The sequence below is a fragment of the Amycolatopsis sp. PS_44_ISF1 genome (assembly GCF_032335455.1).
Lineage (GTDB): Bacteria > Actinomycetota > Actinomycetes > Mycobacteriales > Pseudonocardiaceae > Amycolatopsis.
On record NZ_JANUXO010000002.1, the window covers coordinates 1,440,787 to 1,461,858 of the forward strand.

Sequence of the window (21,072 nt, forward strand, 5' to 3'; positions counted from 1 at the left end):
GTTCAGCGCCGCGAGCCCGGCGCGGGCCGGGTGAAGAAGTCGATCAGCTCCTCGGCCGAGGCGTCGCCCGCGTCGTCCTCGGCGACGGCCGCCGCGCGGGGGAACAACTCTCGCTCGTAGGCCGTGAGCGCGGCCTCGGAGTCGCCGGGGTGGGCGGCGAGGGCCTGGGCGAGTCCGGCACCGTCGAGCATGGCCAGGTTCGCACCCTCGCCGTTGGACGGCGCGAGGTGCGCGGCGTCGCCGAGCAGGCTCACCCCGGGCCGGCGGTCCCAGCGGTGCCCGATCGGCAGGCGGTGGAGCGGGCGCAGGACCAGCGGGGTGTCGCCGTCGGTGATCAGCGCGGTGAGCTCCGGGGCCCAGCCGTCGAACTCCTGGACCAGGCGCGCGGCGGCCGCGGCCCGGTCGGTGAAGTCGATGGCATCGAACCAGTCCAGCGGCTTGGCCAGCGTCACGTAGGTGTGCAGGGTCCCGCCGCGCTCGCGGTGCGCGCCGATGCGCTTGCCCGGCGCGGGCGCGAACAGCGACCCACCGCCGACGGCCGCCGCCGCGGCCGGGTGCCGGGTGTCGGCGTCGAGCAGGCAGGTTTCGACGATCGACCGGCCCACGTAGGCGGGGGTGGCCGGGGAGAGCAGCGGGCGGACCCGCGACCACGCCCCGTCCGCCCCGATCAGCAGGTCCGCGGTCACGGTGGTGCCGCCGGCGAACCGGACCTCGTACCGCCCGTCGCCGAGGGCGGTGACCGCGGTGGCCTTGTGTCCCCAATGGACGGTTCCCTCGGGCAGCGCGTCGAGCAGCATGGCCCTCAGCGCGCCGCGCTCGACCTCGGGCCGCCCGTCGGTCTCGGCCCCGGTGTGGTCGAGCCGGACGGTCCCGTCGGGGCCGAGGACGCGGTACTGCTGCCCGCCGGCCAGGATGAGCGCGCGGAACTGCTCGGTCAGCCCGGCCGCGGCGAGGGCGAGCCGGCCGTTGTGGTCGTGGATGTCGAGCAATCCGCCCTGGGCGCGGGTTTCCGGCGAGGGCTCCGCCTCGTACACCGCCGCCGCGATGCCGTGGCGGTGCAGGACGCGGGCGAGCACGAGGCCGCCGAGGCCCGCGCCGATGATCGTGATGGACATGGGGTTCTCCCTGATTCGCGGGCCAGATCCGGATGCGCCGGGTGAAGACCGGCCAGTCGGTTGAAGTGTACGGTACGCGTACCGTACACTTCTGGCCATGACCCGGGGCGAAGAACGTGCGGACGCGATCCTCGACGCCACCCTGCGGCTGCTCGCCCGTGGCGGATACCGGGCATTGACGCTGGACGCCGTCGCGGCGGAAGCCCACGCGAGCAAGGCGACCATCTACCGCCGATGGCCGGGCAAGCCCGCGCTGGTGAAATCGGCCCTCGACGCCCACGACGTCGCTTTCACCACCGCAGTCGCCGACACCGGCTCGCTGCGCGGCGACCTGCTGTCCGTTGTGGACGGTTTGCGCCGCAAGACCCTCGTGTTCCCGATCACGCTGTACGCCGAGTTCGTCCAGCTGATGGAGGAGGACTCCGAGCTCGCCGACGCGCTGCGGCGCCACCTCGACGACGACGAGCTCTCGCCCTTCCGCGAGCCGCTCGCCCGGGCGGTCGCCCGAGGCGAGGCGCGCGGTGACGTCGACCACCGGCTGGTCCACGACGTCGCCGAGGCGATGGTCGTCCACCGGCTTCAGCTCGGCCACCGGCTCGATGAGGCGTTCGCCACCCGGCTGGTGGACCAGGTGCTGCTGGTGCTGGTCGATCCGGTGAAGACACAGCGAGCTCACCCGGCCGGTCCGTAGACTCGGCGCTCATGGGAATCCGCCGGGTCATCACCGTGCCGGCCGTGGCGGCCACGCTGGCCTTCACCGCGCTGCTCGGCTCCTCCACCGGGGCCGAGGGCACCGCGCGGACCTGGTTCACCTCCTGGGCCGAGTCCCAGCAGGGCCCGGCCCGGGTCACGCTGCACCACCAGTCACTGCGCATGGTCACGCACCTGAGCCAGGGCGGCGACGCGATCCGGGTGCGGCTGCAGAACACCTTCGGCCCCGGCCCGGTGACCGTCGACGAGGTCACGGCGGGGCTCAGCGCGGGCCGGGCGGCGGTCCTCGAGCCCAGGCCGGTGACCTTCGGCGGGAGCGCGGCCGTGACCGTGCCCGCGGGCGGCGACGTGTGGAGCGACGACACCCCCCTGACCACCGCCCCGGACCAGGACGTGACGATCAGCATGTACGTCGCCGGGCGCGCCGTGCCGGGGCAGCACAGCGCCGCGCTGCGGGACAACTACCTCACCCCGCCCGGCTCCGGCTCGCACGTCGCGGACCCGCGGGGCACCGCGTACACGCGCAAGGTCACCGCCACCTACCTGGTCAGCGCCGTGGACGTGCACAACCCCGCGCTGAAGGGAACCGTCGCGGCGTTCGGCAGCTCGGTGGTCGACGGGATCGGCAGCACCAACTGCGGGCACGGCTGCACCCGGCCCGGCGCCGACCGCCGCTGGACCGACGACCTGGCCCGGCGCCTCGTGGCCGAGCTGCCCCGCGACGAGCAGCTCGCCGTGGCCAACGCGGGCATCGGCGGCACCACCAGCGCCGCCTCCTGCCCGAAGCTGCCCCGGTGGGCCCGGGGCCTGGACGCGATGAGCCGGCTCGACCGCGACGTGCTCGCGCTGCACGGCGTCACCGCGGTGATCTTCTACGACGGCACCAACGACCTCGGCTACGGCTGCCGGGCCACGCCCGTGCTCACCAGCTACCGCCAGGCGTTCCAGCGGCTGCACGACGTCGGGATCAAGGTCTACGTGGTCCCGTCCACGCCGCGGCGCAGCTACACCGCGCAGAACAACCGGGACCGGCGCACGATCGGCCTGTTCGTCCGGCGCGGGCACAACTGCTCCGGCACCTGCGACGGGGTCGTGGACTTCACCCGGGTGCTCGCGGACCCGGTCGCGCCGGACCGGATCAACCCGGCCTTCGACAACGGCGATGGACTGCACGCGAACATGGCCGGGCAGCAGGCGCTGGCCCGGGTCATCGACCTGCGGATGCTCGCCGGGCGGTAAATGCGGCGCCCGGGCCCCGGCCCGGTGCGTAGACTCCGCGCCCATGGGGCACCTCGAGGCGGCGCACGTCGGCTACTACCTGCCCGACGGCCGGCCGCTGCTGGCCGAGGTGTCGTTCCGGGTCGGGGACGGGGCCGTGGTCGCGCTGGCCGGCCCGAACGGCGCGGGCAAGACGACGCTGCTGCGCCTGCTCTCCGGCGACCTGCAGCCGCATCAGGGCAGTGTGGCCGCCTCGGGCGGGCTGGGCGTGATGGGGCAGTTCGTCGGCTCGGTGCGCGACGAGCGGACGGTGCGCGATCTGCTGGTCTCGGTCGCGCCCCTGCGCATCCGCGAAGCCGCGGCGGCGGTGGACGCGGCCGAAGAGCTGATCATGACCGTCGACGACGAACCCGCGCAGCTGAAGTACGCGCAGGCGCTGAGCGACTGGGCCGAGGCCCGGGGCTACGAGTCCGAGACGATCTGGGACGTCTGCACGGTCGCCGCGCTCGGCGTGCCCTACGAAAAGGCGCAGTGGCGCCCGGTGCGCACGCTCAGCGGCGGGGAGCAGAAGCGGCTGGTGCTGGAGGCGCTGCTGCGCGGACCGGACGAGGTGCTGCTCCTGGACGAGCCGGACAACTACCTCGACGTGCCCGGCAAGCGCTGGCTGGAGGACCGGCTGCGCGAGACCCGCAAGACCGTCCTGTTCGTCTCGCACGACCGGGAGCTGCTCGCGCGCGCGGCGGAGAAGATCGTCAGCATCGAGCCCGGACCGGCCGGCTCCGACGCGTGGGTGCACGGCGGCGGTTTCGCCACCTACCACCAGGCGCGGCAGGAGCGGTTCGCCCGCTACGACGAGCTCAAGCGGCGCTGGGAGGAAAAGCACGCCCAGCTGCGCAAGCTGGTGCTGGACATGCAGCAGTACGCCTCCCGCAGCGACGAGATGGCTTCGCGGTACAAGGCGGCCAAGACCCGGCTGCGCAAGTACGAGGAGGCCGGCCCGCCCCCGGAACCGCCGCGGCGCCAGGACATCCGCATGCGCCTGCGCGGCGGCCGCACCGGCGTCCGCGCGGTCACCTGCGAGAACCTGGAGCTGACCGGGCTGATGAAACCGTTCTCGCTGGAGGTCTTCTTCGGCGAGCGGGTCGCGGTGCTCGGGTCGAACGGCTCGGGCAAGTCGCACTTCCTGCGCCTGCTGGCGGGCGGGGACGTCGCGCACACCGGCGGGTGGAAGACCGGCGCCCGCGTGGTGCCCGGCCACTTCGCCCAGACCCACGCGCACCCGGAGCTGACCGGCCGTCCCCTGGTCGACATCCTCTGGACCGGCCACGCGAAGGACCGCGGCGCCGCGATGGCCGTGCTCCGCCGCTACGAATTGGAGGGCCAGGGCGACCAGCCGTTCGACCAGCTCTCCGGCGGCCAGCAGGCGCGGTTCCAGATCCTGCGGCTGGAGCTGGACGGCGCCACGGCCCTGCTGCTGGACGAGCCGACGGACAACCTCGACCTGGAGTCGGCCGAGGCCCTGCAGGACGGGCTGGAGGCCTACGAGGGCACCGTCCTGGCGGTGACGCACGACCGGTGGTTCGCCAGGTCGTTCGACCGCTACCTGGTCTTCGGCTCCGACGGCGTGGTGCGCGAAACCCCGGAACCGGTCTGGGACGAACGGCGGGTCGTGCGCAGCCGCTGAACCCCGGGCGGGCTCCGGGGGCCGGGCGTCAGCCCAGTCCCACCGCGAAGACGTGCAGGTCCGGGTCCGCGGGCAAGGTCACCGAGGCCGGCTGCTTGCCCGCCGGCACCACCAGCGGCGCCGTCGCGTAGACCGACGCCGGTCCGCTCCGGCCGCCCGGCTGGTTGCGGTAGGCGGCCCGCGCCACCAGCGTGTTGCCGAACACCGGGTCCGAGCCGCCCCCGGGCCGGACCCAGTCGCCGAAGGACAGGTCGGCCGGGGCGGTGGTGCCGTCGGTGAAGGTGACCGTGGCGGTGGCGCGGTGGTCGCCGTTGGTCGCGGTGCCGATGAAGGACAGGCGGGTCGCCGAAGGGGCCGCGAGGGTGATCACCTGGCCCGAGGGCACGACGTTGTCCGGTCGGCCCGCAGGGGCCGCGGGCCAGGTGAACGACGTGCCCACGGCGTGGGCCACGGTGCCGCCCACCAGGCCGGCGGCCGCGAGCGCCGCCCGCGAAAGGCTGTTGCCCGCCTGGTCGAGGTCCGCCGAGCCGGCGTCGCCGTCGTCGGAGATGCCGACGTTGCCGTAGCTCGCGGCGAGCCCGCCCCGGGGCGCCACCAGCACGAGCACCGACGTGGACACGGTGCGGCCGCTGCCCCGGACGGTCACCGGCACCGGGTAGTACCCCTCGGGCGTCCCGGCCGGCACCGCGACGGTCAGCTGCACGCTCCCGCCGCCCGTCCGGCCGTCGAGCCGGAGCCGGCGCGGCACCGTGGCGGTCAGCCCGGGCGGCGCCTTCGCGGTGACGTCGAGGGCCTGGTCGTGGCCGCCGAGCCGCTGCCCGGTGACCGTCGCCTGGCCGGTGCCGCCGGGCGCGATCGCCACCTGGTTGCCGGCCGAGGCCAGGAACGGCTGCTCACTGTCCCGATAGGACGGTGGCCGGCTGTCCGCGGCCCAGCTCCGGTCCGGCTGCGCGGACAGCGTGAAGTCCAGCCTCCCTCCGTCCCGCGCGGTGCCCGCGGGCAGCCACGTGCGGTCCCAGTCCTCGCCGTTCAGCCGCAGTTCGTGCACGTACGGCGTGGCCGCCGCGGCCTTCGGCGCGCGGATGTCGATGGTCCGACCGTTCGGCAGGCTGAGCACGGCCCGCTCGAACAACGGGCTGTGCAGCACCAGGTCCGCGGTGCCGGGCGTGCCCGGGTAGATCCCGAGCGCGGCCCAGACGTACCAGGACGACTGCGCGCCGAGGTCGTCGTTGCCGGGCTCGCCGTCCGGGGTGGCGCTGAACTGCGTGGTCGCGATCTGCCGCACCACCTGCTGCGCCTTCCACGGCTGCCCGACGTGGTCGTAGAGCCAGGGCACGCCGAAGTCCGGCTCGTTGCCGGCCCACATGTACGGCTCGTTCGGGCCGGCGTTGAGCTTCTGGAAGAACGAGTCCAGCCGCGCCGCGGTCTTCGCCGGCCCGCCCATCGCGGTGACCAGCCCGGCCGGGTCCTGCGGCACGAGCCAGGCGTACTGCGCGGCGTTGCCCTCGTCGAACCCGTCCTGGCCGAACTGGCCCGGCGGCGGGGGCCGGTAAGCCGGGCCGTCCGGGAAGCGCCCGTCCTCCCCGCGCGGCTGCAGGTAGCCGGTGGCCGGGTTGAAGATGTTCTGCCAGTTCTGGGCGCGCCGGGAGAACTCGCGGGCGACGTCGCGGTCGCCGACGCCCTGCGCGAGCCGGGCGATCGCGAAGTCGTCGATCGCCCATTCCAGGGTGATCGACGCGCCGACGCGCGCGTGGTCGCCGCGCGCGGCGTCGTCGTTCGGCAGGTAGCCGCGGGCCACGTAGTCCGCGACGCCGCGGCGCTCCTGGTACGCGCCGGGCGTCTGGTCCACCGAGGTCGCGCCCTTGACCAGGTACTTCAGCGCGGTCTTGACGTCGAAGTCCCGCGCGCCGAAGGCGTACAGGCTCGAAATCAGCGCCACCGAGCTGTCCCCGGTCATCTGGCCGGTGTAGCCGTTCGCCATCGGCCAGCGCGGCCACCAGCCGCCCTGCACCGCGTCGTTGGTCAGCGACTGCGCCATGTCACCGGCCTGCCGGGGGAACAGCATGGCCTGCAGCGGCGCGAGGGTGCGGTAGGTGTCCCAGTCGGAGAAGTTGGCGTACTGCGAATGCCCGGCGGGCAGCTTCCGCACCTGGTCGTCGAAACCGGTGTAGCGCCCGTCGACGTCGTTGAACGTGTTGGGGTGCATCAGGGAGTGGTACAGCGAGGTGTAGAAGGTCTTGAGCTGCGCGGGGTCCTCACCGGCGACTCGCACCTTGCCCAGCACGGACGACCAGGCGTTCCTCGTGGACTGGCGGACGGCGCCGAAGTCCCAGCCCGGTACCTCCGCGGCCATGTTGGCTTTCGCCCCGTCGACGCTGACGTAGGACAGGGAAACCTTGGCCTGCAAGGTCTTCTGCGCGCCGAAGGTCAGGTAGGCACCGGCCTTCGGCGCGTCGACGGCGTCCGTGCCCGGCTTCACCGAGGAGCCGTCCCAGGTGCCGTGCGCGGTGAACGGCCGGTCGAAGACGAGGTCGTAGTAGACGGTGTACTTGTTGCCCTTGCCGCAGAAGTTGCCGGTGGTGGCCGAGCCGCTGACCTCGCGGTCGCCGGTCACCTTCAGGTCGGCGTGGGTGTCGCCGGCCAGGCTGGCGCCGCCCTTGACCAGCACCTGCGCGGTGGCGCCGGCCGGGAAGGAGAACGCGGCCAGCCCGGTCCGCGTGGCCGCGGTCAGCTCGGCGCGGACCTTCGAATCGGCGAGCGTCACGGCGTAGTAGCCGGGCGCGGCCTGCTCGCCTTCGTGGGTGAAGTGCTCGACCCGGTCCCACGGGGCCGCGCCGAGGTCGCCGGTCACCGGCAGGATCGGCACGTCACCGAACGCGGTGCAGCCGACCGAGGCGTGGTCGAGGCTGAACCCGCGGATCTGATCGCTGTGGTACTGGTAGCCGGCGTAGGAGCCCTGGGTGTCCGGGGAGAACTGCATCATCCCGAACGGCGTGGCCGGGCCGGGGAAGTTGTTGATCTCACCGACCGAGCCGTCGCCGCGGCCGGTGCCGATCAGCGGGTCGACGTAGGCCGACGGGTCGCCGACCAGCGGTGCGCCCGAAGCCGCGGGCTCGGCCGCCGCGGCGACGCCCGGTGCGCCGAGCACCGCCGCGGTGAGCAGCGCCGCCATGAACCTGTACCGCACCGGGTGCCTCCCACGGCGTCGACCGGACCTCGGCCTCCGACCTTTCCGCGCGCCCGGGCGGTGGTCAACACTTTGACAAAGACCTGGCTCGTCCCCGGGGCCCGGCGACCACCGGTCCACGGCGCGTCCGCACGACCGGCCCGGGGTTTTTCGTCCACAGTGGACGAATACGCCGACCCGGCATTCTCCCACGTTCCGCGCCGGTTGTCCCCCGGTCGTCGCGAAGGATCGGCGGGTGGCCCGGACAGAAAGTTGTCCGAACCAATTTCCACGGTTTTCGTTGACACGCCGACAATCCGCGGTTCACGCTGGGTGAGCCCACCGCCGGGCCCGTGCGGTCCGCCCGCCGGCCGGTCCCGGGCCCCGACGAGGAGGACAGCCATGCCCGCTGCCCGGTCCCGACCCGCCTCCGCCCGGACGACGCGGGCCCTCCTGACCGCCACCACGCTGGCCGCCGGGCTGCTCGTGGCCGCGCACCCGCCGATCTCGACCCCGCCACCCACACCGCCCACGCCGCCGGCCGTCGCCCCGGGAACGGCCCACGCACCCGGGCCGCACCAGCCGGCCCGGGCCACCCCGCCGCCCTCGGCGACCGCCGCCGGGGCGGCCGCGATCTGCAACAAGCGCTGCGACGCCGCCGATCCCTCGCTCTCCCCCGGCGACCGGACGCCGTTGTCGGTCACGCTGTTCTCCCGGGCGATCGCGCTGCACTTCGACGACACCGACGCGATGGGCTGGGCCTCGATCGGCACCGGGAACCCCGGCGACGAGGTCTGGCTGGACCGTTCGTTCGACGGTGGTTCCAGCTGGTCCTCGGGCAGCCGGCTGGGCGCCACCGCCATCCCGGCCGGGCAGCGCGGGTGGCGCACGCTGATGTACAACGTCGACGACTGGAACAACCTCGGCGTCGGCGCCCTGCGCGCCTGCGGCAAGGTCGCCGACCGCCCGGACGTCGCGTGCACCTCCTGGGCGCGCACGCCCTGGAACGCCGGCGAACCGCGCACCGCGGCGGCCACCGCGCAGATGATGTCCTACGACCTGCGGACCGGCTTGTTCGCGACCACCGGCTGGTGGAACTCCGCGAACGCGCTGACCGCGCTGATCGGCAACATCCGGGTGACCGGCATGGACAGCTACCGCTACGCCATCGGGCGCACCTACGACCTCAACGTCGGCAGCGGGCTGGGCCAGTTCCGCAACGACTACCTCGACGACACCGGCTGGTGGGGCCTGGCCTGGGTCGCGGCCTACGACCTGACCGGCGACAGCCGCTACCTGGCCACCGCCCGCTCGGACGCGGACTACCTGGCGTCCTATTGGGACGGCACCTGCGGCGGCGGCATCTGGTGGAGCACGGCCAAGACGTACAAGAACGCCATCGCCAACTCGCTCTACATCGAGCTGAACGCCGCGCTGCACAACCGGGTCCCCGGGGACAGCACCTACCTCGGGCGCGCCCGCAGCGGCTGGAGCTGGTTCCAGGGCACCGGCATGGTCACCGGCTCGAACCTGGTCAACGACGGCACGGACCTGGGCACCTGCAAGAACAACGGGGGCACCGTCTGGTCGTACAACCAGGGGGTGCTGATCCACGCGCTGACCGAGCTGAGCCGCGCCGCCGGCGACTCCTCGCTGCTGGCCACCGCGCGCCGGATCGGCGACGCCAACACCACTTCCGGCTCGCTCAACACCGCCGACGGGATCCTGCGCGACCCCTGCGAGACCGGCGACTGCGGCGCGGACGGCCCCTCGTTCAAGGGCGCCGACGTCCGGGGGCTCGGCGCGCTGAACGCGGCGCTGCCGGACCACCCGTACACCGCTTACCTGAAACGCCAGGCCGACCGGGCGCACGCCGCGGACCGCAACTCCCTCGACCAGTACGGGCTGCGCTGGTCCGGACCGCTGGACCGGGTCGACGCGGCCCGCCAGCAGAGCGCGCTCGATCTCGTCGACGCGGCGTACTGACCGCCGCCGGGCCACGATCGGCTTCCGGGCGAAGCGAATGGCGCGCCCGGGGCCAGGCGGTGAGGACGTAAGCTGGGCCGGTCAGCCGTACCGGTGCGGGAGGCCCCACGATGGACAGCGTCGACCCCATGGATGCCGCGCTGCGCGTTTCCCGCGAGCGGTCCGGCAGCACGTGCGTCCTGCGCGTCACCGGCGAGGTGGATGTGGCCACTTCACCGCTGCTGCGCCGCGAAGCGACCCTCGACGAGGACGCCCTGCAGGTGCTGATCCTCGACTGCACCGGCGTGACCTTCCTCGACTCGGCCGGACTGACCGTGCTGGTCCAGGTGGACCAGTGGTGCCGCGAGCGCGCGGCGGAGCTCAGGATCATCACGCGCACCCGCGCCGTGCTGCGCGCGCTCCAGATCACCGGCCTCGACCGGGTCCTGACCATCGCCGCCACCCTCGACGACGCGCGGCCGGCCTGATCGGTCCGATGTGGACCCGCCTCCGGCCGGGCCGCGCTCGGCCTTCGGGGGAGGCCGCGGGGACGCCGGTCCGCCGTCGGCGGGAAATCCGCTGGCCCGGCCACCGGTGGGAGTGGGTACGGTGGGCCCCATGTCGAGCCCTGAGGCGGACACGGTGGGGGCTTTCGGTCACGCCGTCAGCCCCCTGAACCCCTGACCGTCCCCCCTGTCCGGGGACCGGTGTGCGCCTGGGGCGCTGGCCGCGGTGACGAGACGCCTGGTCGTTCTCCCTCACCTCGGAGCTCTTCATGCCTTTTGCGCTGTACCTGCTGGCCGTCGCCGTTTTCGCGATGGGGACCTCGGAGTTCATGGTGGCCGGGCTGGCCCCGGACCTGGCCGCCAGGCTCGGCGTGCCGATCGGCTCGATCGGGCTGCTGACTTCGGCCTTCGCGGTCGGGATGGCCGTCGGCGCGCCGGTGACGGCCGTGTTCGCCCGGCGCTGGACCACCCGGACCGCCTTGCTCGGCTTCGTCCTGGTGTTCGCCGCGGCACACGTCGCGGCCGCGGCCGCGACGAGCTTCCCGGCGCTGCTGGTCACGCGCGTGGCCGCCGCGCTGGCGAACGCCGGTTTCCTGGCTGCGGCCCTGACCGCAGCCGCCCGGCTCGCCCCCGGCCGGGAGGGCCGCGCGCTCGCGGTCCTGCTCGCCGGGACGACGGTGGCCACCATCGCCGGTGTCCCGGCCGGCTCGGTCCTCGGGAGCCTGCTCGGCTGGCGGGCCACGTTCTGGGCACTCGCGCTCCTGTGCCTGCCCGCGGCTTGGGGCGTGGTGCGGGGTTTTCCCGCGCGGCGAAAGGAAAGCGCCGGGCCGGCCGCCCCGCCGTTGGCCGTCCCGCCGTCGGCCGCCCCGCCGTCGGCCGTCCCGCCGCTGGCCGCCGAGTTCGGCCGGCTGAAGCGGCCCCGGCTGGTCCTGGTGATGGCGCTGGGCGCGCTGGTCAACGCCGCCACTTTCGCGACCTTCACCTTCCTGGCCCCGATCGTCACCGGCACCGCCGGGCTGGCCGCCTGGTGGGTGCCGGTGGTGCTGGTGCTGTTCGGGCTCGGGGCGTTCACCGGGGTCACCGCGGCGGGACGGCTCGCCGACCGGTGGCCCGGCCGGGTGCTCGCGATCGGCGGACCGCTGCTGCTGGCGGGCTGGCTCGCGCTGGCGACGCTGGCCGCCTGGCCGTTCGCCCTGCCGGTGCTGGTTTTCGCGCAGGGCGCGCTGTCCTTCGCGCTGGGCAGCACGCTGATCGCCCGCGTGCTCCACGAGTCCGCGGCCGCCCCCACCCTGGCCGGCTCGTACGCGACCGCGGCCCTCAACCTCGGCGCAGCCGGCGGCCCGGCCCTCGCCGCCCTCACCCTCGGGCCGGGACCCGGCGACCTCGGCCCGGTCTGGATCAGCGCGTTGCTGGTCGCGATCGCGCTGCTGCTCATCGCCGCGCTCCGGCCGGTGTGAGGCGACGGGGCCGCCCCCCGAAGACGGCCCCGCTCGACCGAGACCGGCCCTCAGCGCTCGATCGCCCCGGCCGGCCGGCCGGGGCCGGCGGGCTCGGTCCTCGTGGCCGCCGGCTGGTCCTGCGGGGCCGGCTCGGCCGCGGCCGGGCGGCCGAGGCTCGCCTTGACCGAGTCGAGGATGGCCAGGCCCTGCCCGACCAGTCCAGCGGCGATCTCGCCCAGCCCGTCCGCTCCATTGAGGACAGTCACCTGCGCGCCGCTGAGGCCGCGCGCGGCCTCCTTGACGATCTCCGGCAGCTGCTCGATCACCAGGCGGTCGAGGGCGACGCGGTTGTGCGACGCGGCCGCGGCGGCCTTGATCTCCATCGCCTCGGCGTCCGCGCGGGCCATCACGCGCACCTGCTCGGCCTGGGCCTCGGCCGGGCGGACCACCTCGGTCACGAGCTGTTGCTGGCGCAGCAGGGCCTCGCGCTGGGCCAGCTCGGTCCGGGCGTGGATCACCTCGCGCTGCGCCGTGGCCTCCGCCAGCGGACCGGCCTGCGCGGCCTCGGCCTGGGCCTTGTCGACCTCCGCCTTGTACTGCGCCTGCACCACGGCGGTCTGCCGCGCGTACTCCGCCTGCCGCCGGTGCGACTCCTGCGCCGCCTCGGCCGCGGCCTGGTCGGCGCGGGCCTGGGCGATCTGCGCCTCCCGCTGGATCGCGGCGTTGTGCGGCGCGGCCATCGCGGCGATGTACCCGAGCTTCATGTCGTCGATCGACTGGATCTGCAGCGAATCGATGGTCAGCCCGATCTTCGCCATCTCCTCGGCCGAGCCGTCCAGCACCTCGGTGGCCAGCTTCTGCCGTTCGGTGACGATCTCCTCCACCGTCATCGAGCCGACGATCGAGCGCAGGTGCCCTGCGAAGATCCGCCCGGTCAGCACCGACATCTGGCCCTGGTCGGACAGGAACCGCTGCCCGGCGTTGACGATGCTCTCGGTGTCGTTGCCGACCTTGAACGCGATCACCGCGCGGACGTTGAGCGTGATGGCCTGCTTGGTCACGCAGGTCTCCGACACCTCCGCCTCGGCCATGCTCAGCGTCAGGAACCGGACCTTGCGGAAGAACGGCATGATGAACGCGCCGTGCCCGGTGACCACGCGGAACGGGCCATCGCCCGAACTCCCGCGCTTGCCGCCGGAGATCAGCATCGCCTCGTCGGGCGCGGGCACTCGGTATCCGAACATCTTCGCTCTCTCCTAGCTACGGGGTGAAGGGTTCCGTCCAGGCCACGACGCCGACGGCGCGGTGCGGACGCTGCTCGACGACCAGCACGGCCGTCCCCTTCGGAAGGGGCACTTCGGAATAGGCGCGGAAGGTCTCGGTGCCGCCGCGGATCCGGATCAGCACCTCGCCGGGGCCGTCACCGCCGCGGGTCCCCACGAGCAGCACGCCGGTCCGCCCCTCCGGCGACGCCCCCTCCGGGCTCACCGGCGCACCGGCGTCCCGGGAAACCTGCCCGGATCGGCCCTCCCGGCCGACGTCTCCCTCATGACCACCCCTCGGCCTGGCCGCCGACGGCGACCACCCCGCCCAGCATCGTCCGTGCGCCGCGCCGGGGCAAGTCACGAAAGCGCCTCCACCGGCCCGGGGTTACACTGGGTGATCGCACGCCTGCCCCCGGTCCCCGGCCGTGACCGATACCGGCCGGGAGGGGTCCGATGACCATCGAAAACCACCACTGCGTCCACGACGGCTCGGCCGGGCGGAAGGTCGCCCCGCCGCCCGGACCCGGGCACGCCGAGCTGGTCGCGCGCGTGGCCACCCGGATCAGCCCCGGCACGGTCACCGTCTCGGTGTCGGGCCGGCTCGACCAGGCCGGCGACCGGGCCGTGGCCGCCCACCTGGCCGAGGCCCGGCGGCGGTGGCGGGGCCGGCTGGTGGTCGACCTGACCGCCTGCGACGGTCTCGGCGAGGCGGCCCTGGCCGCGGTGCGCAAGACCGTCGAGCACGCCGGGACCGAGGGGTTCCGGTTGTCCGTGGTGGCGGGCAGCCCCGGAATCCGCGCGGCGCTCGACGCGCTGGCCCTCCCGCACTCCCCGGCTCCGGCGGTCGCGCTGACACCGGTCGTGGCACTGCGCGTCTGCGTGAGCCGTAACTGGGTGAGTCACAACCGGGCCGGCCGGGGCGAGCGGCCCTGACCCGAGCGCGCTCCCCCGGCCCGCACCGCCCGGGAAATGAGGCGGCTCAGGGCAGGTTCTCCACCTCGACCGGCTCGATGGCCTCCCCCGCGGGCAGCGGGAAGCCGAGGATCTGGCTGTAGAAGCTCAACTCCGCGTCGAGCGAGCGGCGGATGCTCTCCGCCCGCCGGAAACCGTGCTGCTCGCCCTCGAACACCAGATACGCGACCGGCACCTTCCGCGCGCGCAGCGCATCGACGATCAGCTCGGACTGGTTCGGCGGCACCACCGGGTCGTCGGCACCCTGCAGCACCAGCAGCGGGCGGGAGAACGCGTCGACCCGGTGGATCGGCGAACGGTCCACGTACACTTCGCGGGCTTCGGGGTACGGGCCGATCAGCCGGTCCAGGTAACGGCTTTCGAACTTGTGCGTGTCGGCGGCCAGCACCTCGAGATCGGCGACGCCGTACAGGTCGGTGCCGGCGGCGAACGGGGTGTCCTCGCGCGCGAGCGCGGCCAGCACGGTGAACCCGCCGGCCGAGCCGCCGCGGATCAGCAGCTTCCCGCCGTCGACGCGCCCTTCGGCCGCGAGCCAGCGGGCGGCCGCGAGGCAGTCGGCCACGTCGAGCCGGCCCCAGGCGCCGCGCAACTGCTCCCGGTACGCGCGGCCGAAGCCGGTCGAGCCGCCGTAGTTGACGTCCACCACGGCGAACCCCCGGCTGGTCCAGTACTGGATTCCCAGCGACAGCACCGGTGAGGCGGTCGATGTCGGTCCACCGTGGACCATCACGATCAGCGGCGGCCTGCTGTCCTCGGGCCCGGTGTGGCCCGGGTTGGCCGGCGGGTAGAACAGCGCGTGCGAAACCCTGTCCCCCGAGGGGAAATCGATCGCCTCGGGCCCGGACAGGTACTCGGCGCCGCATCTCGGGTCACGGGGCTCGCGCAGCGGCCGGACCGCACCCCCGGCCGTGACCGCGTAGACGCCCGGCTCCGCGACCGGCGAACCGGCGAGCACCACCACCTCACCGGCCCCGGTGGCCCGCACCGCTCGGATCGCGGTGAACGGCAGGTCGAGTTCGGTCACCGTGCCGTCGGCGTCCGCGATCGCGAGGCCGTCCAAGCCGCCGCTCCAGCGCGCGAAGAGCGTGCGGCCCTCCGGCAGCAGCGCGTACCGCCCGGTGCCCAGCTGCCAGCCCGGGACGCCGATCTCGGCGTCGAGCACCACGGCCGGCTCCACCCCGCCGCCGGGCGTCCAGCGGTACAGGTTCCACCAGCCGGTGCGGTCGGAGACGAAGCACAGGGTGCCGTCGGAGTGCCAGCGCGGCTCTCCGACGCTCTCGCCGGGGCCGCCCGCCACCACCGTGTCCTCGCCGGTGGCCAGCTCGCGCACGGTCAGCACGGTGTCGTCCCACGGCAGGTCCGGGTGGTTCCACGAAACCCAGGCGAGCCGCCGCGCGTCCGGCGAGAAGCGCGGCGAGGCCACGAAGTCCGGGCCGCTCACCAGCACTTCCTGCGTCCCGCCGGGGTGCAGCTCGACCAGCTCGTTGCGGACCGCCCCCGCGCCCCCGCCACCGGCCGGGTGGTGTTCGCGCACCACGACCAGGCGGGTGCCGTCCGGGCTGAACCCGCCGTCGGCGTACCGGTCCCCGCGCGGCACCTCGGGCTCGGGCGTCAGCGGTTCGGGTTCGCCGCCGTCGAGGCGGTACAGGCGCTGGTCGCGCCAGTTCGCGAACCAGACGGCGCCGTCGCGGACCCACCAGTCGCCGCCGCCGTACTCGTGCACCGACGTGCGCGCGTCGAAGCCCTCGGGCAGCAGCTCCGTGGTGGTGCCGTCGGCCTCGCGGCGGATGAGCTGCACGCGGCCGCCCTCCTCGGGCCGTGCCTCCGACCAGACGACCGCGTCGCCGTCGACGCGGACGTCGGTCACGCGCGCCGCGGACCGGGTGATCAGCTCAGCCGTGATCGGCGTGGTCCAGGATCCGAACTCAGAGGTCTGCACCGGCCCACGCTATCGCCCCGGGCGCGCGGTTGGCGGGCCCGGCGGCCCGGACCGGCGACGCGCGTCGGCCGCCCGGGGCGCCCCGCCCCGGCAGAATGGCCGGCAGAACGCCTTGCGAGGAGGAAACCCGATGAGCTACGCCTTCGACCCCGAGATCGCCGCCACGGTCTCGATGCTGCCCGAGACCGACCTCACCGATCTGCCGGCCGCCCGGCTGCGGACGGCGGAGATGTTCGCGGAGCTGGCCGGGGAGCCCGACACCACCGGCGTCACCGTGCGCGAGGAGCTGGTGCCCGGGCCCGAAGGCGCGCCCGACGTGCGGGTGCTGGTCTACACCCCGGACCGGATCGCCACCACCGCCCTGCTCCTCGACATCCACGGCGGCGGCTTCATCCTCGGTGGCGCGGACATGGACCACGAGGACAACGTCGGCGTGGCCCGCGAACTCGGCGCGGTCGTGGTGTCGGTGGACTACCGCCTCGCCCCCGAGGCGCCGTACCCGGCCGGGCTGGAGGACTGCTACGCGGTGCTGGCCTGGACGGCCGAGAACGCCGCCGAGCTCGGCATCGACCCGGCCCGCACCGTCATCCACGGCATCAGCGCGGGCGGGGGCCTGGCCGCCGCGCTGGCCCTGCTGGCCCGCGACCGCGGCGGCCCGGCCATCGCGTTCCAGTTCCTCGGCGTGCCGGAGATCGACGACCGCCTGGAGACGCCGAGCATGCGCGCGTTCGTCGACACCCCGCTGTGGAACCGGCCCCGCGCGGAGCTGAGCTGGGACTGCTACCTCGGCGAGGGCGTCCGCGGCACCGAGGGCGTCCCGGTCCACGCCGCCCCGGCCCGCGCGACCGACCTGACCGGCCTGCCGCCCGCGTACGTCTCGGTGATGGAGTTCGACCCGCTGCGCGACGAGGGGATCCGTTACGCGCAGGCCCTGCTGGCGGCCGGGGTCACCACGGAACTGCACCTGTTCCCGGGCACCTTCCACGGCTCCGGGGTGGTGAAGCACGCGGTGATCTCCCGCCGGGAAAAGGCCGAGGCGCGGGCGGTGCTGGCCCGCGCGCTGGGGGTCGAGACGGCTTAGGCGGGTGCGGCCAGGACCGTGGGTGGTGTGAACGGGCCTCCGGCCGAGCAGCGGCCGGACCCGGACCCCGGTGGCACGCGGCTCGAACGGCTTAGACGGGTGCGGCCAGGACCGTGGGTCGGTGTGAACGGGCCTCCGGCCGAGCGGCGGCCGGACCCGCGCCCCGGTGGCACGCGGCTCGAACGGCTCAGGCGGGTGCGGCCAGGACCGTGGGTCGGTGTGAATGGGCCTCAGGCCGAGCGGCGGCCGGACCCGCGCCCCGGTGGCACGCGGCTCGACTCGCTTCCCTCTCCGGGCGATCGGACCCTCAGCGCATCGATCAGGACGCCGGAAAGACTGGTCCTCCTGGCAAAACCGGCACCGCGGCTCCTTCCGCACCGGCCCGCGGCGGGTTCGCGGCGACGGGGTGCGCTGCCGGCTCAACCGCGGGCGGCCAGCCGGCGGGCGAGCAGCGCCAGGTGGGCGCGGAACCGGTCGCCCGGATCGTCGAGGCGCCAGCCCAGCGCGTCCTCGACGTGGGCCAGCCGCCCGGCGACCGAGCTGTGGTGCCGGTGCAGGAGGACGGCCGCCTGGCGCAGCGATCCCGTGCGGCAGAACGCTTCCAGCGTCGCGACGTCGGCGGCGCCGGCCGGGGTGGCGGCGAGCTCGTCGAGGGCGCGGACGTCGGGCTGGGCCCGCAGCCGCTCCGGCGGGATCTCGGCCAGCAGCGTGCGCGAGCCGAGTTCCTCGTGCACGATCACCGGTTCCGCCCCGGGCCCGGCGAAGCGCTCGGCCAGCCGCGCCTGCAGCCAGGAACGACGAGCCTCCAGCCCGTCCACGGGGTCACCGACGCCGACGCGGACCGTGCCCGTCGCGCTGCGCTCCCGCGCCCGGTCGGCCAGCGCGGACCGGAGCGCGGAGACCACGGCGTCCGTCCCTTCGCGGGGCTGCACCACAACCGCCGCGACCTCACCGACCACCGCCACCCGCGCGGCCGGGAAGGCCCCGCCCCGGGCCATCAGCGCGACCGCCGCGGCCCCCGGATCCCGCCCGTCGCCGGTGCCGACCGCGACCACCCGCACCGGCTTGCCCGCCGCCAGCCCGAGCAGCACCAGCGCCCGCGCCCGGTCCTCGGCCGCCGCCCGCTCCCCCAGCACCAGCTCGACCAGCGCGGGGTCGGCCAGGTGCGGCGCGGCCACCGCCCCCGGCCGCGCCAGCAGCCGGGCCGCGATCGCGAACCGCTCCAGCACGAGGTCGTCCAGCGGCTCGGGAGCCGCTCGCTCCAGCCAGACCCGGCCCCCGGGCTCGACCGCGGAAACCAGTACCAGGGGCCCGGGTTCCACCGCCCCCGGCCCCGCCGCCCGCGCCGCGTCGGCGACGTCCTGCGCGGCAGCAGCGGTGCGGGGCGGGGCAGCAGTCCGCCCTGCTCCGGCGGTACGGCTCGCGGTGCCAACCCCGGCCCCGGCCGCAGCCCGACCGGCCGCGACCGCCAGATCGGCAGGGACAGCACCGTCCGCAGCCGCAGCCAGACCTACTGCACCACCTCCGTCGGCACCGCCAGCCCGGTCCACTGCGGTAGCACCATCCGCAACCGCAGCCCGACCTACTGCACCACCGCCATCCGCAGCCGCACTCCGACCTACTGCGCCAGCGCCGTCGGCACCGCCAGCCCGGTCCACTGCCGCAGCACCATCCGCAGCCGCACCCCCAACCACCGCACCAGCACCATCCGCAACCGCACCCAGGCCCGCTGCACCAGCGCCGCCAGCCCGTTTCACTGCCGTGGCACCATCCGCAGCCACAACCACCGCACCAGCACCATCCGCGGCCGCAGACCGGTCCGCGCCGGCGGTCCGGACCTCCGCGGCATCGTCCCGGCCCGCCGGACCGGTCTTGCCGTCCTCCCCGGCCCGATGCACGGGCCCGGGCACCGCGTCCCCGGGCGCGGAGCCGTCCGGCCGGAATCGCAGCATCGGTTCGCCCGGCCGGTGCAGCCCGGCCGGGCACTCCGCCAGCGCGGCGGCCGAGCGGACCAGGTCCGGGAGGCTCGCGCGGTGGGCCACCAGTTCGTCGAAGTACGCGATCACCCGCACCGCGGCCTCCGCGTCGGAGTCGACGGCGGACAGTCGCAGGAGCAGCCCCTTCATGTCCCCCAGGGTAACCGGCCCCGGCCCACCGAGCAGCCACCGAGCGGCGCCCGGCCCGGCGTTCGTCCACAAACGACAGTCAGTAGACCGCGGAAACAGCCGCCCGCACCGCCCGCGCGACCTCGGCCCGCCCGGCCGGCACGTAACGCGCGCTCAGTTCGCCCGCCGGGCCCATGCTGGTGTGGACCAGGTAACGGCCGTCTTCGGTGTCCAGCCAGCTCATCGGGTCGGCGCTGCGGAGCTCGCCGAGCCGGCCCCGGCCGGTGGTGTGGATGTGGCCGCCGCCCAGGCGCGGGGCGGCCAGCACCCGCTGCAGGACGTCGCCGGGCTCGTCCTCGGCGGCCGGGCGGGAGCGGCCGGAGCGGGGCTTGACGATGCGGAGGCTGCCGAACGCGTCGGTCTCGTCCTCGTCCTCCGCGGCCTCCGCGCGGCGCCGCGCGGTCATGGCCGACACCGCCTGCGGGGCCCCGCGGTGCACGGTCTGCACGGGCGTGGTCGCCGCGCGCGCCGCGGGCAGCACGCCGGTGACGAATTCCACCAGGTCCTCGTCGGGGAACAGCGAGAAGGCCAGGTCGTCCGACCGCGGGTCCTGCGTGATGCCGAGCGCCTGCCGGCCGTCGGTGAGCGCGAGCACCGCCAGGTCCGAACCGAGGCCGTCGAGTCCGCTCACCGCCACCGACACCCGAGGCGCGGCGACCAGCCCGAACGCGGTGCGCACCGACGGGTGCAGCTCGCCCCGCACGGACAGCCGCCGTTCCTCCACCGCCCGGTACACCGCGGCCGCGACCCGCGCGAACCGCGCCGGATCCGTGGGCACCGCCCCGATCCGCAGCGGGAACAGCCGGATGTCACCGCCGGTCGCCAGCCCGGCCACCCGGGCCTCGACCACGTCGAGGGTGAACTCGAACCTGTCCGCCATAGCCGCCTTGGTCCTTCCCGAGCCGAGTCCTGCGGCACGAACGATGCCATCGGCGGGGGTCCGCAGGGGGCGCCGCGCCGTTTCGTGTCCGAAAGACCCGCCCGCGTTTCCCGCGCGTCCACCCGCCCGGGCCGGGGATGACGGCGGGCGCACCGAACCAGAGGAGGACGGCCCGGGACCGACCACCGGCGACCACCACCACGGTGAGGCCGAGACCGCGATCCACGTCAAGTCCGGCCACCCCGCGTTCGTCTTCGCCGACGGTGACCAGGAAGTGCAGCCGGAGACCGGTCCTGGCGACTACGTGTTCGTGCCGCCCTGCGTCCCGCGCCCGGCGCCGTCCGGACAAAGGGCCGGTGCCTTCCACCCCGTGGTCACGGTTGCGCATGACCGCATACGGCGGGTCTGCTCGGTCCCCCCGGGGGAAACCGACCGAGAGGACCCACCTGTGAGCGTCACCGACGAACTGCTGGCCAACAACGCCGAGTACGCCGCGGGCTTCACCGGCCCGCTGCCGCTGCCGCCCGCCAAGCACGTGGCCGTGCTGGCCTGCATGGACGCGCGGATCAACGTCTACGGCGTGCTCGGGCTGAACGAGGGCGAGGCCCACGTGATCCGCAACGCGGGCGGCGTGGTCACCGAGGACGAGATCCGCTCGCTGGCCATCAGCCAGCGGTTGCTCGGCACCGAGGAGATCATCCTCATCCACCACACCGACTGCGGCATGCTCACCTTCACCGACGACGAGTTCAAGGAGTCCATCCGCCAGGACGTCGGCCTCAAGCCCGCCTGGGCCGCCGAGGCCTTCGCCGACCTCGAAACCGACGTGCGGCAGTCGCTGGCCCGGATCCGCAGCAGCCCGTTCGTCCCGCGCAAGGAGTCCGTGCGCGGGTTCGTCTTCGACGTGGCCACCGGGAAGCTCGACGAGGTCGTCTGACGCCTCCGCCGGGGTAGGCTCCAGCCGGT

The 21,072-nt window shown here is 74.6% G+C and carries 16 protein-coding genes and 1 pseudogene; 10 read left to right on the forward strand and 7 right to left on the reverse strand.

The genetic code is table 11. The features are described 5' to 3' along the window. Positions 1-2: 2 nt before the first annotated feature. Positions 3-1,115: an NAD(P)/FAD-dependent oxidoreductase gene (locus NYF13_RS20795; RefSeq protein ID WP_315658968.1), complete on the reverse strand. Its 1,113-nt coding sequence runs from the start codon at positions 1,113-1,115 to the stop codon at positions 3-5. A 97-nt stretch (positions 1,116-1,212) separates the two neighbouring features. Between NYF13_RS20795 and NYF13_RS20800 the strand changes: the two genes are divergently transcribed. Genes NYF13_RS20800 through NYF13_RS20810 form a run of 3 tightly spaced genes read left to right on the forward strand, consistent with a single transcriptional unit; the run spans position 1,213 to position 4,728 of the window. Beyond that, on the forward strand, positions 1,213-1,806 hold the full coding sequence (locus tag NYF13_RS20800; RefSeq protein ID WP_315658969.1) for a TetR/AcrR family transcriptional regulator: 594 nt from the start codon (positions 1,213-1,215) through the stop codon (positions 1,804-1,806). 11 nt (positions 1,807-1,817) lie between these two features. Next, positions 1,818-3,065, forward strand: coding sequence for a GDSL-type esterase/lipase family protein (locus tag NYF13_RS20805; RefSeq protein ID WP_315658970.1), 1,248 nt, complete (start codon positions 1,818-1,820; stop codon positions 3,063-3,065). A 43-nt stretch (positions 3,066-3,108) separates the two neighbouring features. Further along, positions 3,109-4,728 carry an ATP-binding cassette domain-containing protein gene (locus NYF13_RS20810; protein ID WP_315658972.1) on the forward strand — a complete coding sequence of 540 codons (1,620 nt, stop codon included), beginning with the start codon at positions 3,109-3,111 and terminating at the stop codon, positions 4,726-4,728. A gap of 28 nt (positions 4,729-4,756) precedes the next feature. On the opposite strand, the gene NYF13_RS20815 is transcribed toward NYF13_RS20810, so the two are convergent. Then, positions 4,757-7,915 carry a GH92 family glycosyl hydrolase gene (locus NYF13_RS20815; RefSeq protein WP_315658973.1) on the reverse strand — a complete coding sequence of 1,053 codons (3,159 nt, stop codon included), beginning with the start codon at positions 7,913-7,915 and terminating at the stop codon, positions 4,757-4,759. A 381-nt stretch (positions 7,916-8,296) separates the two neighbouring features. On the opposite strand from NYF13_RS20815, the gene NYF13_RS20820 reads away from it, so the two are divergent. The 3 genes from NYF13_RS20820 (at position 8,297) to NYF13_RS20830 (ending at position 11,822) form a co-directional block, all read left to right on the forward strand. Beyond that, positions 8,297-9,880 (forward strand): glycoside hydrolase family 76 protein, encoded by a 1,584-nt coding sequence (locus tag NYF13_RS20820; RefSeq protein WP_315658974.1) that lies wholly within the window; start codon positions 8,297-8,299, stop codon positions 9,878-9,880. A 110-nt stretch (positions 9,881-9,990) separates the two neighbouring features. After that, positions 9,991-10,347: an anti-sigma factor antagonist gene (locus NYF13_RS20825; protein WP_315658975.1), complete on the forward strand. Its 357-nt coding sequence runs from the start codon at positions 9,991-9,993 to the stop codon at positions 10,345-10,347. A 287-nt stretch (positions 10,348-10,634) separates the two neighbouring features. Continuing rightward, positions 10,635-11,822 (forward strand): Cmx/CmrA family chloramphenicol efflux MFS transporter, encoded by a 1,188-nt coding sequence (locus NYF13_RS20830; RefSeq protein ID WP_315658976.1) that lies wholly within the window; start codon positions 10,635-10,637, stop codon positions 11,820-11,822. 50 nt (positions 11,823-11,872) lie between these two features. On the opposite strand, the gene NYF13_RS20835 is transcribed toward NYF13_RS20830, so the two are convergent. Both NYF13_RS20835 and NYF13_RS20840 read right to left on the reverse strand, forming a co-directional pair. Further along, positions 11,873-13,048 carry an SPFH domain-containing protein gene (locus NYF13_RS20835; RefSeq protein WP_315658978.1) on the reverse strand — a complete coding sequence of 392 codons (1,176 nt, stop codon included), beginning with the start codon at positions 13,046-13,048 and terminating at the stop codon, positions 11,873-11,875. A gap of 16 nt (positions 13,049-13,064) precedes the next feature. Next, positions 13,065-13,292 (reverse strand): hypothetical protein, encoded by a 228-nt coding sequence (locus NYF13_RS20840; RefSeq protein ID WP_315658980.1) that lies wholly within the window; start codon positions 13,290-13,292, stop codon positions 13,065-13,067. A gap of 230 nt (positions 13,293-13,522) precedes the next feature. Between NYF13_RS20840 and NYF13_RS20845 the strand changes: the two genes are divergently transcribed. After that, positions 13,523-14,002 (forward strand): STAS domain-containing protein, encoded by a 480-nt coding sequence (locus NYF13_RS20845; protein WP_315658982.1) that lies wholly within the window; start codon positions 13,523-13,525, stop codon positions 14,000-14,002. Between the two features lie 46 nt (positions 14,003-14,048). Here the strand turns inward: NYF13_RS20845 and NYF13_RS20850 are convergent, their stop codons facing one another. Next, entirely contained in the window at positions 14,049-15,980 is a 1,932-nt protein-coding gene (locus NYF13_RS20850; protein ID WP_315658983.1) for a prolyl oligopeptidase family serine peptidase, read from the reverse strand. Between the two features lie 130 nt (positions 15,981-16,110). Between NYF13_RS20850 and NYF13_RS20855 the strand changes: the two genes are divergently transcribed. Further along, positions 16,111-17,061: an alpha/beta hydrolase gene (locus NYF13_RS20855; protein WP_315658985.1), complete on the forward strand. Its 951-nt coding sequence runs from the start codon at positions 16,111-16,113 to the stop codon at positions 17,059-17,061. Positions 17,062-17,480: 419 nt separating this feature from the next. Here the strand turns inward: NYF13_RS20855 and NYF13_RS20860 are convergent, their stop codons facing one another. Together NYF13_RS20860 and NYF13_RS20865 are read right to left on the reverse strand one after the other, a co-directional pair. Then, a complete protein-coding gene (locus NYF13_RS20860; protein ID WP_315658986.1) occupies positions 17,481-18,383 on the reverse strand; it encodes a helix-turn-helix domain-containing protein in 903 nt (300 codons plus the stop codon). 883 nt (positions 18,384-19,266) lie between these two features. Beyond that, positions 19,267-20,106 (reverse strand): ESX secretion-associated protein EspG, encoded by an 840-nt coding sequence (locus NYF13_RS20865; RefSeq protein WP_315658987.1) that lies wholly within the window; start codon positions 20,104-20,106, stop codon positions 19,267-19,269. 172 nt (positions 20,107-20,278) lie between these two features. On the opposite strand from NYF13_RS20865, the pseudogene NYF13_RS20870 reads away from it, so the two are divergent. Both NYF13_RS20870 and NYF13_RS20875 read left to right on the forward strand, forming a co-directional pair. After that, positions 20,279-20,434: pseudogene (locus NYF13_RS20870) on the forward strand (cupin); the annotation flags it as partial. 120 nt (positions 20,435-20,554) lie between these two features. Continuing rightward, positions 20,555-21,043, forward strand: a complete 489-nt coding sequence (locus tag NYF13_RS20875; protein ID WP_315660379.1) for a carbonic anhydrase — start codon at positions 20,555-20,557, stop codon at positions 21,041-21,043. Positions 21,044-21,072 lie beyond the last annotated feature (29 nt).